The organism is Rhizobium sp. NFR03, assembly GCF_900111275.1.
Classification (GTDB): Bacteria; Pseudomonadota; Alphaproteobacteria; order Rhizobiales; family Rhizobiaceae; genus Ferranicluibacter.
The window spans coordinates 69,713-84,863 of the sequence record NZ_FOGR01000009.1 but is presented as its reverse complement, the minus strand read 5'-3'; the positions used below and the strand labels follow the sequence as shown (position 1 = coordinate 84,863).

The 15,151-nt window shown below is 60.7% G+C and carries 15 protein-coding genes and 3 pseudogenes; 7 read left to right on the top strand and 11 right to left on the bottom strand.

What is annotated here, in order from left to right; all coding sequences use genetic code 11:
• Nucleotides 1-109: 109 nt before the first annotated feature.
• A complete protein-coding gene (locus BSG19_RS21395; RefSeq protein ID WP_092990042.1) occupies nt 110-700 on the bottom strand; it encodes a mobile mystery protein B in 591 nt (196 codons plus the stop codon).
• Entirely contained in the window at nt 697-1,155 is a 459-nt protein-coding gene (locus BSG19_RS21390) for a mobile mystery protein A (RefSeq protein WP_244529365.1), read from the bottom strand. The genes BSG19_RS21395 and BSG19_RS21390 overlap by 4 nt, the downstream gene beginning before the upstream one ends.
• Nucleotides 1,156-1,465: 310 nt before the next feature.
• On the opposite strand from BSG19_RS21390, the pseudogene BSG19_RS21385 reads away from it, so the two are divergent.
• Nucleotides 1,466-2,540: pseudogene (locus tag BSG19_RS21385) on the top strand (IS630 family transposase).
• A 122-nt stretch (nt 2,541-2,662) separates the two neighbouring features.
• Here BSG19_RS21385 and BSG19_RS21380 read toward each other — a convergent pair.
• The 5 genes from BSG19_RS21380 to BSG19_RS21360 form a co-directional block, all read right to left on the bottom strand.
• Nucleotides 2,663-4,294 (bottom strand): ABC transporter ATP-binding protein, encoded by a 1,632-nt coding sequence (locus BSG19_RS21380; RefSeq protein ID WP_092990040.1) that lies wholly within the window; start codon nt 4,292-4,294, stop codon nt 2,663-2,665.
• Entirely contained in the window at nt 4,287-5,249 is a 963-nt protein-coding gene (locus tag BSG19_RS21375; protein WP_092990039.1) for an ABC transporter permease, read from the bottom strand. Before BSG19_RS21375 ends, BSG19_RS21380 begins: the two co-directional genes overlap by 8 nt.
• On the bottom strand, nt 5,215-6,132 hold the full coding sequence (locus BSG19_RS21370) for an ABC transporter permease (RefSeq protein ID WP_092990038.1): 918 nt from the start codon (nt 6,130-6,132) through the stop codon (nt 5,215-5,217). The genes BSG19_RS21375 and BSG19_RS21370 overlap by 35 nt, the downstream gene beginning before the upstream one ends.
• A gap of 75 nt (nt 6,133-6,207) precedes the next feature.
• Entirely contained in the window at nt 6,208-7,737 is a 1,530-nt protein-coding gene (locus BSG19_RS21365) for an ABC transporter substrate-binding protein (protein WP_170866063.1), read from the bottom strand.
• Between the two features lie 49 nt (nt 7,738-7,786).
• Nucleotides 7,787-8,416, bottom strand: a complete 630-nt coding sequence (locus BSG19_RS21360; RefSeq protein ID WP_092990036.1) for an RraA family protein — start codon at nt 8,414-8,416, stop codon at nt 7,787-7,789.
• A gap of 142 nt (nt 8,417-8,558) precedes the next feature.
• Between BSG19_RS21360 and BSG19_RS21355 the strand changes: the two genes are divergently transcribed.
• A complete protein-coding gene (locus tag BSG19_RS21355) occupies nt 8,559-9,458 on the top strand; it encodes a LysR family transcriptional regulator (RefSeq protein ID WP_092990035.1) in 900 nt (299 codons plus the stop codon).
• Nucleotides 9,459-9,735: 277 nt separating this feature from the next.
• Here BSG19_RS21355 and BSG19_RS21350 read toward each other — a convergent pair.
• Nucleotides 9,736-10,441: pseudogene (locus tag BSG19_RS21350) on the bottom strand (transposase); the annotation flags it as partial.
• Between the two features lie 56 nt (nt 10,442-10,497).
• Nucleotides 10,498-10,959: pseudogene (locus tag BSG19_RS21345) on the bottom strand (Tn3 family transposase); the annotation flags it as partial.
• On the opposite strand from BSG19_RS21345, the gene BSG19_RS21340 reads away from it, so the two are divergent.
• From BSG19_RS21340 to BSG19_RS21320, 5 genes are all read left to right on the top strand, one after another.
• A complete protein-coding gene (locus tag BSG19_RS21340) occupies nt 10,926-11,429 on the top strand; it encodes a tyrosine-type recombinase/integrase (RefSeq protein WP_348272153.1) in 504 nt (167 codons plus the stop codon). The pseudogene BSG19_RS21345 and the gene BSG19_RS21340 overlap by 34 nt on opposite strands.
• A 212-nt stretch (nt 11,430-11,641) precedes the next feature.
• Complete coding sequence (locus BSG19_RS21335; protein WP_092990119.1) at nt 11,642-11,935, top strand: type II toxin-antitoxin system Phd/YefM family antitoxin; 294 nt, start codon at nt 11,642-11,644, stop codon at nt 11,933-11,935.
• Nucleotides 11,932-12,309: a type II toxin-antitoxin system VapC family toxin gene (locus BSG19_RS21330; RefSeq protein ID WP_092990034.1), complete on the top strand. Its 378-nt coding sequence runs from the start codon at nt 11,932-11,934 to the stop codon at nt 12,307-12,309. The genes BSG19_RS21335 and BSG19_RS21330 overlap by 4 nt, the downstream gene beginning before the upstream one ends.
• A gap of 12 nt (nt 12,310-12,321) precedes the next feature.
• The gene (locus BSG19_RS26550; protein ID WP_348272152.1) at nt 12,322-12,477 is read left to right on the top strand and encodes a hypothetical protein; all 156 of its coding nucleotides are present in this window, start codon (nt 12,322-12,324) and stop codon (nt 12,475-12,477) included.
• 88 nt (nt 12,478-12,565) lie between these two features.
• A complete protein-coding gene (locus BSG19_RS21320) occupies nt 12,566-13,693 on the top strand; it encodes a tyrosine-type recombinase/integrase (protein ID WP_092990033.1) in 1,128 nt (375 codons plus the stop codon).
• A gap of 93 nt (nt 13,694-13,786) precedes the next feature.
• Here the strand turns inward: BSG19_RS21320 and BSG19_RS21315 are convergent, their stop codons facing one another.
• Nucleotides 13,787-14,902, bottom strand: coding sequence for a hypothetical protein (locus BSG19_RS21315; RefSeq protein ID WP_092990032.1), 1,116 nt, complete (start codon nt 14,900-14,902; stop codon nt 13,787-13,789).
• Nucleotides 14,902-15,099, bottom strand: coding sequence for a hypothetical protein (locus tag BSG19_RS21310; protein WP_092990031.1), 198 nt, complete (start codon nt 15,097-15,099; stop codon nt 14,902-14,904). Before BSG19_RS21310 ends, BSG19_RS21315 begins: the two co-directional genes overlap by 1 nt.
• Between the last annotated feature and the right edge of the window lie 52 nt (nt 15,100-15,151).

Genomic DNA, 15,151 nt, shown 5'->3' with positions numbered 1-15,151 from the left:
AGCGGTCCGCCGCGCATCGAGCGCGCCGGACCGCTTTGAGGCCCTCTGCCCGCCTCAAACTCCCCACCCCCGCCCTCGACAGCGTTCGTCTCTCCAATGGCGAGCAGCATCAGGTTCGAGCAAAGGCGAGAAGTGGCGCGATGTCGTGTTCGTCGGCTGCCCGAAGGGCCGTGACATAAGCGTGCCGGGTTTCCTTCGGCTCGATCAGGTTCGCCCGGCCCCACGTCAGACGAGCCGCGCCAAGCTGGACCGCGAGCAGATCGGCCGCAAGGCGGGCATGGCGGCCGTTCCCGTTCGGGAACGGATGAATGGCGACCAGCCGGTGATGAAACCGAACCGCGATCTCGTCGGCTGCATAGGTCTGATGCGCGACCCAGTAGCGGACGTCGTCCAGGAGTTGATGCAGATCCATGCCGATGCGGTAGGCATCCACACCGATGTTGCGGCCCGTGGTCCGGTATTGCCCGGCCCAGCGCCAGACTTGGCCGAACATCCGCTTGTGCAGCCCCTTCAAGAAACGCTTGTCCAGCACGTCGCGCCTGCGCCCGAACGCCCACCGGTCGGATTCCTCGATGCCGATCTGCTCGGCCTCGTTCAATTCATGGCGCAGGGTGATATAGGTCGGGATCAGCCCTTCCCGCTCTTCCGGTGTCAACGGCGTTGCGGCATCGTCCTCGTCGTCAAAGAGAGGATCACTCACGCCTTGTCCCACAGACGACGCGGGTTGCCGCTCAGATAGGATGCCACCAGACGTTCCCGTGCACTGGCGAGGTCGCGCGCATCCAACGCCTGATCTTCCAGGCGCATCGTATGATGCACGCGCGCCAGCTCGGCATCGGCCAGGGCGACCGCGCGCGCGCGCAACATCTCATCCAGCGGTTTGGTCGGCACGATGGCATAGACGAAGGTGCAGCCCATCGCTTCGGCGGCCTCGCGCATCGTCTTCAAGGTCGTACTGCCGTTGACTTCCGCCTTTTCGAGCGCCGGAATCCTTGACGGGACCACGCCGAGCCGCGCCGCCAGTTGTGCGCCAGTTAGCCCTAACGCCTCGCGGATCGCGCGCAGCCAGCCGCGTGCCGGCGGCGCCAACGGGATGGAGCGAAGGGGCGACAGCTTGCGCTCAAGGTGTTTTCGGGCGAGTTCGGTCTGATCCATAGCACTTATATGTGACTTTCTACGTCGTTCAATATCACCCATAAATGACTTTTGGAACAAAAAATAGCACCTATGAGTGACTTAATCCTGCGGTCCTGCTACATCCGCGCTCTCGATGCCCAGCCCGCTGGATATGATTTCGCCTGTCCATTATGTTGGACGGCGTTTCTCAATATGAATAACAATATCTGCAATGCGTACGACGACGAACTTAATCATATGCAAATAGTGTTCACTTCTAGTGGATTGATTGAAACAAAGGAGTCCGAGTTGGGATTCCCTTTCGGTCTTCATCGTGCAACGATATCGTATGCGTACAGGTATCACATTTGACGTCGCTGCGGGGGACCGGGTCCGCTTGGAAGCAATTGTTGCAGCGCCAACCTCTGCTCAGAAGCACGTGTGGCGCGCGAAGATCATCTTGATGAGTGGCGACGGCTCGGGAACGGTCGCGATCATGGAGGCAACCGGCAAATCGAAAACCTGCGTCTGGCGCTGGCAGGAGCGCTTCATGACTGAGGGCGTTGATGGTCTTTTGCGCGACAAGAGCAGACCGCCCGGCATTGCGCCGCTGGATGGCGAACTCGTTGAGCGTGTCGTCGCACTGACGCTTGAGACGCCTCAACAGGAAGCAACGCACTGGACGGTTCGTGCGATGGCCAAGGTCGTTGGGATTGCAGCCTCTTCGGTCGTCAAGATCTGGCATGAGCATGGGCTGGCACCGCTGGCGTAGCTTCAAACTCTCCAACGACAAGGCTTTCGCCGAGAAACTGCATGATGTTGTTGGCCTCTACGTCTCGCCGCCGGCCCATGCCATCGTCCTGTCCGTCGATGAGAAGAGCCAGATCCAAGCACTCGACCGGACGCAACCGGGTCTTCCCCTAAAGAAAGGCCGCGCTGGCACGATGACCTACGATTACAAGCGCCACGGCACGACCACCCTGTTTGCCGCCCTCAACATCCTCGACGGCTCGGTGATCGGCCGAAACATGCAGCGTCACCGGCATCAGGAGTTCATCCGCTTCCTCAACGCCATCGAGGCGGAGTTGCCAAAGGATAAGGCCGTCCACGTCATTCTCGACAACTATGCGACCCATAAGCAGCCGAAGGTCCGCGCCTGGCTGGCAAGGCATCCGCGCTGGACCTTCCACTTCGTGCCGACATCCTGCTCATGGCTGAACGCCGTCGAAGGTTTCTTCGCCAAACTGACACGTCGACGTCTCAAGTACGGCGTCTTTCATTCCGTCGTTGACCTCCAGGCCACCATCAACCGATTCGTGAGAGAGCATAATCAGGAACCAAAGCCGTTCATCTGGAGAGCAGATCCAGACGAGATCATTGCAGCCGTCAAACGGGGGCACCAAGCGTTGGAATCAATCCAATAGTGGAGGGTGACGTGGATCACCACCTTCGACAGGAAAACGTTCATAAGCTCCCGGCCGAAGTGACAATGTGAGCGTTGCTGTGTGTCTACCGCCGACGTCGGCGTTAGAGCCCGCTTATGACGCTAGGCTGCGGTTGGAAGATGCGCGTCGCTCGCCTGCAGCAGCCTTTGAGTGTACGCATGTTGCGGATCGCGGTAGAGGGCTTCCGTTGGCCCCTGCTCGACGATCTGGCCCTTGTACATGACGATGGTCGAGGTTGCGAAGTCACGGATCAGAGCAAGATCGTGAGCGATGAAGATGTAGGAAAGACCGAAATCGCGACGGAGCGTCTTGAGGAGGTCGGTCACCTGCGCCTGCACCGAAACGTCGAGCGCCGACACCGCCTCGTCGCAGACGATGACATCCGGCTGGAGCGCCAGCGCCCGCGCAATCGCGATGCGTTGCCGCTGGCCGCCGGAGAACTGGTGCGGATGCCGGTCGATCTGGTCGGCTTTAAGGCCGACACGTTCGAGGAGATCGATGACACGGTCGCGCCAGAGAGACTTCTCCAGCACGTCGGTGTGGATCGCCCAGGGTTCCGACACGATCTGGCCAACGGTCATGCGCGGGTTGAGCGAAGCCGTCGGATCCTGAAACACGAACTGCATCCGCCGCCGCACCCGGAAGGTTTCAGCTGCCGACATCGCGTTGAGATTGTGGCCGTCGAAGCGGATCGTCCCGAGCGTTGGCTTGTCGAGGCCGAGCAGCATGCGGGCCAGCGTCGATTTTCCCGAACCGGATTCGCCGACGATACCGAGCGTTTCCCCCTTGTTCAGCACGAAGCTCGCATCGTCCACCGCCTTGACGGCGTTCGGGCCGATGTCGGCCACCTTACCGGGAAGAACACCATAGACCCGCGAGACGTTGCGCACCTCAAGCAGGGGCCGGTCGCTCGCGGCGACGCTTGGCTGCACCTCAAAGCCGTGCCGCCCGGGCATCGCGTCGATCAGCTTGCGGGTATAGGGATGCTGGGGTTCGGTCATGATCCCGGTTGCCGTCCCCGCTTCCACGATCCGGCCGTTCTGCATGACGACGACACGGTCGGCCACCTTTTCCACCACGCCGAGGTCATGGGTGATCAGCACGAGACCCATTCCGCTTTCCGCCTGAAGTTCTTTTAGAAGTTTCAGAACCTGCGCCTGGACGGTCACGTCGAGCGCGCTGGTGGGTTCATCGGCAATCAGCAGATCGGGCTCGAGCGCTATTGCGGACGCGATCATGATGCGCTGGCGCTGACCGCCGGAGAACTGGTGCGGGTATTGTTTCGCGCGACGTTCAGGATCGGCAATGCCGACGCGACCGAGAAGATCGATAACGCGCGCATGCGTCGCGGCCTTGTCGACGCCGTGGACCCGCAGCGTCTCGGCAATCTGCCAGCCGACAGGGTAGACGGGATTGAGCGCGGCCAGCGGGTCCTGAAAGATCATCGAAATGTTCTTTCCGTTGATCTTGCGGCGTTCCTCACGTGGCGTCTTCAGAAGATCGCGCCCGCGGTAGAAGATCTCCCCGCTGGTGATGAGGGCCGGCGGCGCGTCCACCAGATCCATCACGGCCGATGCGCTGACGCTCTTGCCGGAGCCGCTTTCGCCGAGAATCGCCAGCGTTTCGCCGGCATTGACCGACCAGCTGACATCTGCGACGGCGTGGACGACGCCGTGGCGGTTGGGGAAGTCGATGGAGAGATTGCGGATGTCGAGAAGCGGCTGATCAGTCATGTCTGCCTACCGATGTCTGGAGGCGCCAGCGTTCGACCGGATCGGTGACGACGCGGAGCCAGTTGGAAAGGAGGTTGAGAGCCATTGTGACGAGCATGATCGCGACGCCGGGCCAGAAGGCGAGCCACCAGGCGGAGCCGAGATAGTTGCGTCCGTCCGCCACCATCAGTCCCCAGGTCACTTCCGGCGGCTGAATGCCGATGCCGAGGAAGGAGAGACCGGATTCCACCAGCATCACGAAGGCGATCTCGAGAGCGGCAAGGTTGATGATGGTCGGCAGGATCATCGGCGCGACATGGCGCAGGAGCACACGGTCTGTCCGGGCGCCCATGGCGCGGGCGGCAACCACGAACATGCGTTCCTTGATCTCCAGCACCTCGGCGCGCACCGTGCGCAGGAAGATCGGGATGCGGGATACGGCAAGCACGAGGATGACGTTGGTCACGCCGGGATCGAAGACGAAGAGCACGATGACCGCCAGGAGCATGGACGGAAAGCTCATGATCGCGTCCGCCAGCCGCAGCAGCACGGCGCTTGCCCATCCCCCCTTGTAGCCGGCAATGAGGCCGAGCACGCCACCGATGGTGACGGAAAGGAGAACGGCGCTGACCGCGATCAGCATCGTGTTCTGGCTGGCGACGACGATGCGGGCCAGCAGGCTGCGTCCGAGCGCGTCAGCGCCGAGAACGAACATCCAGCCCTTGTCGATGGAGAACGGCGGGGCGTTGCGGGCCATGAGATTGAGGGCGCGCGCCTGATCGGCGAGCAGCCAAGGTCCGAAGAGGACGCAGGCAAGGACGAGGGTCAGGAGCGCGGCCGAGACCGTGGCCACCTTGTCCTGCCAGAGAAGGCCGAGGATCTCCCGGACGCCGGAGGACGGCGCGGCGGGCCTGACGGCGAGCGAGACGGGCGCGGCCATCTCAGCTGTACCGAATGCGCGGGTCGACGAGGGCATATGTGATATCCACGATGATGTTGATGACGAAGACGGCGAGTGCCGTGACGAGGACGGCGGCCTGGATGACGGCGAAATCCCGCAGGAGGACCGAGTCTATCATCAGCTTGCCGATGCCGGGGAAGCCGAACACGGTTTCCACGATGACGGCGCCGTTGACGATGCCGGCCGCCTGATCGCTCGCCACGGTGATGACGGGCAACAGGCCGTTGCGCAGCGCATGCACGAAAACAATGGCGCGGGAGCCGACCCCTTTGGCGCGCGCGGTCTTGATGTAGGTCGAGGACAGGGCCGTCATCATGGACGTCCGCACGACCTGCACGAGCACGCCGGTGGGACGGAGCATCAGAACGCCGACGGGCAGGATCCAGTGAAGGGCAGTCCCCGTGCCGGATGTCGGCAAGACCCGCAGCGTCACGGCAAAGACCAGAACGCCGACGATGGCCACCCAGAAGTTCGGCGTGCTGGCGCCAATGAGCGAGAGAATGCTGGCGAACCGGTCAAAGATGCCCCCGGGCCGGTAGGCGGCAAGCGAGCCGGTGACGATCGACACCAGCAGGACGAGCGGCATGGTGATGGCCGCAAGCGCGAGCGTGGTCGGAAAGGCCTGCAAAACGACATCGACGGCTGGACGCGAAAACTGCAGCGACTGGCCCATGTCGAAATGCAGGAGCCCCCACAGGAAGCGGCCGAACTGCTCGATCAGCGGATCGTTGAACCCGTATTGCTCGTTGAACTGGAAACGCGCTTCCGCAGATGCATCCTGCGGCAGATAGAGATCCGCAGGCGAGCCCGTCATGCGTGCCAGAAAGAAGATCAGAATGATCAGCGCCACGAGCGAGAACACGCTCTGCAACGATCGCTTGAAGATGAAAGAACCCATATCAGCCTCCTCCGCCGGATGTGGATCGATAATCGGTTGCGACGCGCCCTTTGCGGCGGGCGCGCCGCAGGATGGTCAGTCGGTCGCCTTGTCGGCCAGCTTGAGCCGGGCCAGCTGCAACTCCACCGCGTTGGCAATGGTCGGCGTGAAATCCAGCCGCTTTCCAACCCGCATGTAGTTGACCATGTGGAACAGCGGCACATCCGCGACGACGTCCTCATAGATCTTGCGGAAAACCTCGTTGTATTCCCGCACCCGCTCTTCGCCGGATTTTGTGCCGGCGCTGACGATCAGCGCGTCCAACGCCGGGTCGTGCAACTCGCTCTGGCGGCCATCGGAATGATACTTGAAGAAGGCCGTGAAAGCCGCATCGCCGCTATTGTTGTCATGCATCGTCAGGAAGATGTTGGGAGCACGGTCGGGTGAGAACGGCTTGTTCGCCATCTTCAGCCATTGCGTCATTTCAAGGTTTTCGAGTTTGATGTTGAAGCCGACCGCCCGCAACATCTCTGCAGAGGCCTCCACGAACTCGTTGGAGTTGGCAAACATCGCCGGCCGGCCGATCATGCGGATCTCGCGATCGACATCCACCCCATCGGCCTTGGCTTCCGCAAGCAGCTTCTGCGCCTGCTCCGGATCGTAAGCCCATGGCTTCAGGTTGGGATTAAAGCCCAGCGCGCTGGGGCCCACCTGCTGCATGGCAAGCTCCGCCTTGTCGCTGATAACGCTTCCGAGAAAGGCCGTGCGGTCGATGGCAAGGTTGATCGCCTTGCGAACGCGGATGTCATTGAGCGGGGGAATATCGACGGACAGCCGGAACAGCGCGCTGTCGGAGTTCGGATAGACTTTGTCCGTCTCCGGATTGGTCGCATCTTGCGGCGCTATGGAGAAGGCAAGATCGGCCTCACCCGTTTCGACCATGGCGGCAGCCACGGAAGATTCCGTGCGCCAGACATAGGTCGCCTTGTCGATCACCGGCTTCTGACCCCAATAGCCGTCGTTCCGGGCAAGACCCACATTCTCACCCTGTGTCCAGTGATCGAACGTGTAAGGGCCTGTACCGATCGGCTTGGCCGTGTACTCGCCCTTCGGCGTGTTGACCGAGGAGATGGTGAGCTGCGCCAGCAGCGTCGGCAAAATCGGCACCGCTGTCTTGGTCGTAAACTTCACCGTCAGTGGATCGACCTCCACGGCCTTGATGTCGATACCGTCAAGATATTTTGTGCGGGTGATGCAGGTCAGCGCCGGATCGTTGGTCCGCCCCAGTGAGTGGACGACGGATTTGGCATCGAACGGTGTACCGTCATGGAAGGTGATGCCTGGCCGAAGCTTGAACACCCACTCGGTGGGCGCCGTCTGCTCCCAGCTCGTCGCCAGACGCGGGAGCGTTTTCTGGTTGGCGTAGTCGAGCTCCACCAGCGTTTCCACGACATTCTGCTTGATGATGCGGCCGATGACCGAGCGAGGCGTCTCGCAAGGGTCCAGCCGGTCGGGACCGGCGGGAAGCACGATGGTAACGGCGGTCGCGTCCTGCGCATGCGCGAGACTGGCCGGGGCGATCAGGGCGGTCGACGCGACCAGCGCAATGGATTTCCAGATATTCAACGACGTTCTCCTCATTGTCGTTCGAATGGATCTGCCCGGTTGGACGGGCTCAGGCTCTCACAAGCTTCAGCCGCGCCTCCTTGAACTGAGCGATCTTGACCCTCTCGCGCTCCTCCTGCGCCCGGATTCCCGGCAGCAGATCGGCTGCCACCTGCGGCGACAGCGCAACCACACCGTCATCGTCCCCCACGATCAGGTCGCCCGGATGGACGACAAGCCCACCAATCGACACCGGCACGTTGAGCGCACCAGGCCCGTTTTTGTAAGGACCCTTGTGCGTGACGCCGCGTGCATAGCAGGGCAGATCGGATGCGCGAATGGCCGATACGTCCCGGATCGCACCGTCGATCACGAAGCCTGCAACACCGATAGACTCCGCATGTGTGAGGATAATTTCGCCGATCAGCGCCTGACTGACGTCGCCACCGCCGTCGACGACGATCACATCGCCACGGCGGGCGATCTTCAGTGCGGCGTGGATGGCGAGATTGTCGCCATTGCGTGTCTTGACCGTCAGCGCCGTTCCGATGAGCGGACCGCCTGCATGGTAGGGCAGCACGCCGGTCGCGCCCGGCAGGCGGGACAGGTTGTCGCTGATGATGGATGTAGCGACGCCACGATATTCGCCGATCAAGGTGGCATCTACCGGCTGCGGGGCTGTGTTTTCGTTGATCGACATGTCTCCTCCTGAGAGCTCGGTGTCTGATGTCCAGAAGCCTCTCCCAAGGCCTTCCGATAGCCGAACCTAGACTTGCAGTTATTCGAAAAAAAGCGATAAATATGCCTCTATCAAAATCGCTTTTGTTCATGCAATGTGAGACATGTTTACGTTAAAGCAGCTTGAAGCACTCTATTGGGTCGCAACGCTTGGCAGCTTCGAGGCCGCTGGATCTTATCTCAACGTGACACAGTCGACGATCTCCAAGCGTATCGGCGAATTGGAGGGAAAGTTTCCGGTACCCCTGTTCGATCGCTCCAGCCGTCAATCCATCCTGACAAGCAAGGGACAGGACATCCGGGATATCGCGGAACAGATGCTGCGGCTGAACGACCGTTTGACGCTGACCGCGCGCACGGCTACCGCGCCACCATTCCGGTTCCGTCTCGGCGTGACCGATCTTGTTGCGCTCTCCTGGCTGCCGCAACTGTTGGCGACCATCATGGAGCGCTATCCCGGCATTACGCTTGAGCCGGAAATCGACCTGACATCGGGTCTGCTGGACCGGCTCAACGAGCGGCGCATTGACTTCGTCATCTGCCCGCGCCTCATCCAGCATCCGCAGTTCGTCAACATGCCGCTGGGGGAGATCGAGCTGGTTTGGATGTGCAGCCCGAAGCTCTATGGTGGCAGTGCCGAGCTTAGCCGTGAGGACTTGCTCAAGTTTCCGCTGCTCATCCAGTCGGCTGGCTCTATGCTGCGCCCCATACTACAGGATGTCATAGACAATCCACGGATGCCGTTCACGAAAACGATTTCGTGCAATAATATGGCAGCCCTCGCCGAGCTCGCCGCCCATGGCCTAGGTCTCACTATCCTACCCAAGGCCTTCTTCAGTCGCTATGTTACGGACGGTCGCCTGCGGATTATCAGGTCAGCACTCCGGCTGCCAAAGCTCGAATATTTCATCACCTATCGCAATGACTATAGCAGCCTGTTTTTCGAGGAAATCGCCCAGCTCGGTATCGAGCTCTGTGATTTCGATCACAGCTTGGCAACTTGAGTGCGGCGACCGAACTCGCCGCAACAGCGCGACGGGCTTTCGCAGGATCACTGCACGGACGATGGATGTTAACTCCAAGTTCTCTATCTTGCCGTCTTCGCCACTTCAGCCTTAAAAATGAAAGCTCGAGAACGAGATGCTCTGAACGCTGTAACAGGCTGCTGAACAACGGCTTGCGTTGCCGCGAAATTGGGTCTGCGGTTTGATTTTTGTCGGCCTTGTCGGTCTGCGATGTGGGATTGGGGCGATACAGACTGTCATTGCTGTCATTCCCGGCCTATCTTGCCGCATCGAGACCCACCTCTCCCGTCGCCGCGATCGATCCGGGCAGGCGCACGATGTTGCAGGCGGCATGCGCGAGGGTGAAGACGGTCCTGACCTTCTCGATCCCGCGGACTTTCAACTGGCCGAGCCTGTCGTCTTGCCCCAGCCAAAGATTTCATCGATCCGCTTGCGGCAGCGAAGACTGACCGCATAGTCGTCACTGGCCGCGACATCGTCAGGGACCGCCGTCTTGCGGACCTTGCCGGTCTTCGACACGGTGCCGTTGATTGCAACATGCGGCACGATCCTGCGCGTCGTCAGTTCCTCGACGAAGGCCTCGGCATCGTAGCCTTTGTCGGCGCCGAGCGTAGCGCCCTGCGGCAGCGCTTCCGTCATTTCCAGCGCCGCCTCCCGCTCCGCCGTACCTGTCGCATGGGTCACCTGTGCTGCCACCGCAAGCCCGTTGCGGTTCTCCATCAGCGCATGGCCGAGACAGGCAAGCCGACTCTCCTGACCGGATGCCTTGTGGTAAAGCCGCGCATCCGGGTCGGTGGTGGATCGGTGGTGGACGCATGCGTCTCGTTCGAGCGCTTCTCCTCGCGAAAATTCCGCTCGCCGTTGCGGCCACCCTCCGTCAGCACCCGCGTCCGGTTCTTCGAAAACGTCGAGGCGTCCCAAACGGGGTCGTCCACCCCAAGACCCACGAACCAGCCAAACAGGGGTCGGAACAAGAGCAGTGCAAAATCGCACGCTAAGGTCGCACGAAACATGAACATCAGGCAGCGCGAAGAAGTCTGCCGGGAATCTGGAGCGGCCTGAAGCCTTCAGGCATCTGCTGCTCGGCGTCCCAGGAATAGATGCCGGTGAGATTGATATCCTCCCAACTGAGCGGTGAGACGTGTTTGAGCAGATCGTCAGGAATATGCCGACCCTGCTGGCGCAGATGGGCCGTCGCCCGGCTGAGATAGACGGTATTCCAATGCACGATGGCGCTGACCACCAGATTGAGGCCGGAGGCCCGGAATGCCTGGCTGTCAAAGGAGCGGTCACGGATTTCGCCGCGCTCGTGGAAAAAGACGGCGCGTTTTAGTTTATGGGCGGATTCGCCCTTGTTGAGACCGGCCTGACAACACCGGCGGAGTGTCGGCGTAGAATCGGGCGATGTTGCTCATCGGCTTTGCTGGAGGTCTTCGGCGCTCCGAGATCGTCGGCCTCGATCTGAAAGCCGACCAGACAGAAGACGGCCGCGGTTGGATCGAGATCCTCGACAAGGGCATGCTTATCACCCTGCGCGGCAAAACCGGATGGCGAGAGGTCGAGGTTGGCCGCGGCTCAGCCGATGCGACCTGCCCGGTCGCTGCGATCGAGACCTGGATTAAGTTCGCTAAACTGGAGCATGGTCCCCTTTTTCGTCGGGTGACGGGGCAAGGGAAGGCTGTCGGGTCGGAGCGGCTGAACGACAAGGAGGTCGCTCGGCTTGTGAAAAGGGCAGCGATGGCCGCAGGCGTGCGCGGCGATCTCAGCGAAATTGAACGCGCCTTCAAGTTCTCTGGCCATTCCCTACGCGCGGGCCTGGCCTCTTCCGCTGAAGTCGATGAGCGTTACGTCCAGAAACAGCTCGGTCATGCTTCAGCGGAGATGACACGCAGATATCGGCGCCGGCGGGATCGCTTCCGCGTGAATCTGACCAAGGCATCAGGGCTTTAGGTGGCCCTCCCCTACTCCAGAGTGAAATCGCAAGAGGAGATTTCAATGCCGAGTCTCTCGCTTAGCACTTCAATTGAAATCGCAAGCTAAAAGCCACAGGCGCTATAACCATTGATAAGGAACCCTTATCGATGGTTATTTGTACAGAGCCGTTGTACGACTTTTGCATCCGTGCTATTATGCGCTTCACATCCATGCCGGAGCCGCAAACCATGCCGCAAACCAGCTATAAAATCAGTGAGGCGCGCAAGAACTTTGCCGAAGTCCTCGAGCGGGCCAATCAGGGCGAAGAGATCATCATCATGCGCGGCAACGATGTTTACGCCCGCATCGGCCCGGCCGATCTTGGCGGCAAGCGGCCTTTCGGACTTTTGCGCCAACGCGGCCTTCCCGACAATCTCTTCGACGAGCAGGATGATGAGCAGGCAGCAATCGATGCCGGCGACTGGAACGATGACGCCGGCATCTGGCAAGGCAAGCCGGCAGATCGGAAGATCGAATCGTGAAGATTCTGCTCGATAGCCATGCCGTCTACTGGTGGACGATCGGCAGTGACCGTCTGTCTTCAAAAGCGCGATCACTGATCGAGGACAAAGCGAACACTGTCTTGGTCAGCGCCGTTTCATTCTACGAGCTGGACAACAAGATGCGACTGAAGAAGCTCGATCTGAAGCCACAGGAATTGCGCGCGGCGGTGACCGCAAGTGGTCTGCAAACGCTCCCCATCAGCGATATGCATGCCGAGCTGGCGGCCGCCTTCGATTGGGATCACCGTGACCCATGGGATCGGATCCTCGCGGCACAGGCACGGCTTGAACATTGCATTTTTGTCTCAACGGATGTGATGTTTGATGCAGTGTTGCACGACCGTGCGTGGTGAGGCGCACTCGACATGAGAATTCTTGTAGAGATTGGCGAGGCTGCCGAGCGGCTGGAGGAATTGATCGAACTGGCAGCGCGTCAGGATGAGATCCTGATCTGCCGCGACGGGCGGCCGACAGCCGTTCTGACATTGATCGCGTCTCGCCTAGATACAATAGACGATTGACGAACCTGGCTGCCGAGAGCCGCGCAAATGTCCCGCCCGGCACCACCTCGAACCACGACGAATTCTACGACGAACATGGTCTGCCGATATGAGTGCCGTCGATCGCCGTGCCGGCGAGCTCGACACCATCGCCGCAGTCCTTCCGCTTGAGCGGCGCGACGAGCTGGCCGAACTGCTGACCGACCACGACATCGAGACCCTCCGCCATCTCGTCAACGAGGGCATGGGCGAAAACACGCTGCGCGCGCTCACCTCCGATCTCGCTTATCTCCAGGCTTGGTCGCAGGCCGCAACGGGCGCCTCCCTCCCCTGGCCAGCACCCGAGGCCCTGGCTTTGAAATTTGTTGCGCATCACCTCTGGCAGCCGCGGCAACGCAAGATCGATCCACACCACGGCATGCCGGCGGATGTCGAGCAGAGCCTGCGCGAGCAGGGGTTCCTCAAAACCATCGGTCCACACGCGCCCGATACGGTGCGCCGCCGTCTTGCGACCTGGTCGACGCTGACGAAATGGCGCGGTTTCCTCGGCGTCTTTTCTTCCCCTGCTCTAAAATCCGCCATCCGGTTGGCCGTTCGCGCAACGCCAAGACCGCACAAACCGAAGAGTGCCAAAGCGGTCACGGGCGATATCCTCGCCAAGATGCTCGCCACCTGCGACAGCGGTAGCCTGACCGATCTGCGAGACCAGGCGATCCTCATGGTCGCCTTTGCCTCTGGCGGTCGTCGGCGCAGCGAGGTGGCCGGGCTACGGGTCGAGCAATTGACCGCAGAGCCCCCCATTTCCAATGAGAATGGCTCTCCCCTGCCCTCGCTTGCCATCCATCTCGGGCGCACAAAAACCTCGGGTGCCGATCACGACGAGGTCGTCTATCTCACCGGCCGGCCGGTCGAGGCGCTCAATGCCTGGCTTGTAGCGAGCCGGATCGAGACGGGGAGCATTTTTCGCAAGATCGATCGCTGGGGTAATCTCTCGCAGTGGGCGTTGGAGCCGGGTGCGATCAATCAGGTCGTCAAGTCTCGAGCGGCGCAGGCCGGGCTCGAGCCCGACGCGTTCTCCGCCCACGGCCTGCGGTCCGGCTATCTGACCGAAGCCGCCAATCGCGGTGTCCCGCTGCAGGAGGCAATGGAGCAATCACGGCATCGGTCCGTGCAACAGGCGTCTAGCTACTACAACAACACAACGCGGCGAAGCGGAAGGGCGGCAAGGTTGCTTTGAGCATCGTTGCGGGACAATAGCATACCCTCGTCGATTGCAACTGACAAAGCTATTGATTTCATCGGCAGCCATTTAGTTCATCGGGCATATCGGTTACGGCATTCTCGACGGCAAACCTTTGAAATCGCGTTCCAGCAATTCTGGTGGCATCTCCACCCAGGCCCATTGCTCGCCGTTCCATCGCGCCACCCCATGCTTGCGATCGAAATAAACGAGTGTGTCGCCGAAAGCCTGAATCTTCAGGGGAACCGGAACATTCTGACTGATTGACGGGGAGTTCAGCACCGGCTTCACCACATCAAGCTTGTGTTCATCGAAACGGCGCAAGCCGTTGTCGGTGGCCATATAGAGCGTCGAAGCGCGGCGGGCAGCGGCGAACATGGTCTCTGTATCGCCATGGAAGCCAAGTGTTTCAAAACCGCCATCGCTTCGGCTCCTCATGATCAGCCCGTTGACGCCGAGCAGCCAGACGCGGCCATCCTCGTCGCGATAGAGACCGCTGATCACGATGTCCTGCGGTACGGAACGTTCGGTAAAGCTGCCGTCGCGATATGTGTATAGCCGCTGCTGGCGCGATCGCGTGCTGCGCTCCCCTTCATCTTCATCCATCATTGCCAGGAACTGCTCCGGTGTCATGTTTTCCCAGCGTTTCGGATCGAGATCCGCAGCCGTCGTCTCGGAAGCCGGCCGTTGGAATGCTTCGATCAGCAGGGCACCATCCACAGCAATAGCCCTGCCGAAATGTTCAGCCTCATAGCCTTCTGCATGGGACGCATCCGCCGAGATGCGCTGCCAGTCGCCCAGTCCGTCGCGTTGATAAAGCTGCCGACTGTTGCCAACGACATACTGGCGCGCGCCATCCACAACGAGAGCATGTATCGCGCCGAAACCTTCCGCATCCTCGCTTAACACCCCGGCTCCCGGTATTTTTGACCACTTGGCCCGATCCTTTTTGACGACATAGACGTCACCCTCGTTGCTGAGAGAAACGGGAACGAAGCCTTCGGAGCCACCCATGTCCAGATAGGCGACGTCGACGATCTCGCGACGAACGTCGGTCCGGCTCCAGGGCTGCGGGAACTGGCCGTCATAGGAGATGATCGCCGTGAATGGATCGTCATATTCGAGTTCGCCGAGGCAGATGGTGAAATGGTCGGCGTCCAGCGCGACGGCTGCCTGCAGTGTTGCAGCCCATTCGTTGCCAAACATCAGTAATGTCCTTTTCTCAGCACCTTCTCGGCCTCGCCGGTTGGTAGCGGCCATTCCTTGATACGACCAGGCGCGGCAGCACCGGTTTTAGCGAACTGTTGCCCGGTCGCCATCGTCGCTGCAAGTTTTTTGCATTCCGGCGGCAGATCCGGGATGTCGTTGATGACCTTGATGCTTTCCCTGAGGATAGCTCCCATTGGGGCTGTTCCGGATACCGGCGTGACCTTTTCCAGCCGGGTGAGGCCTCGC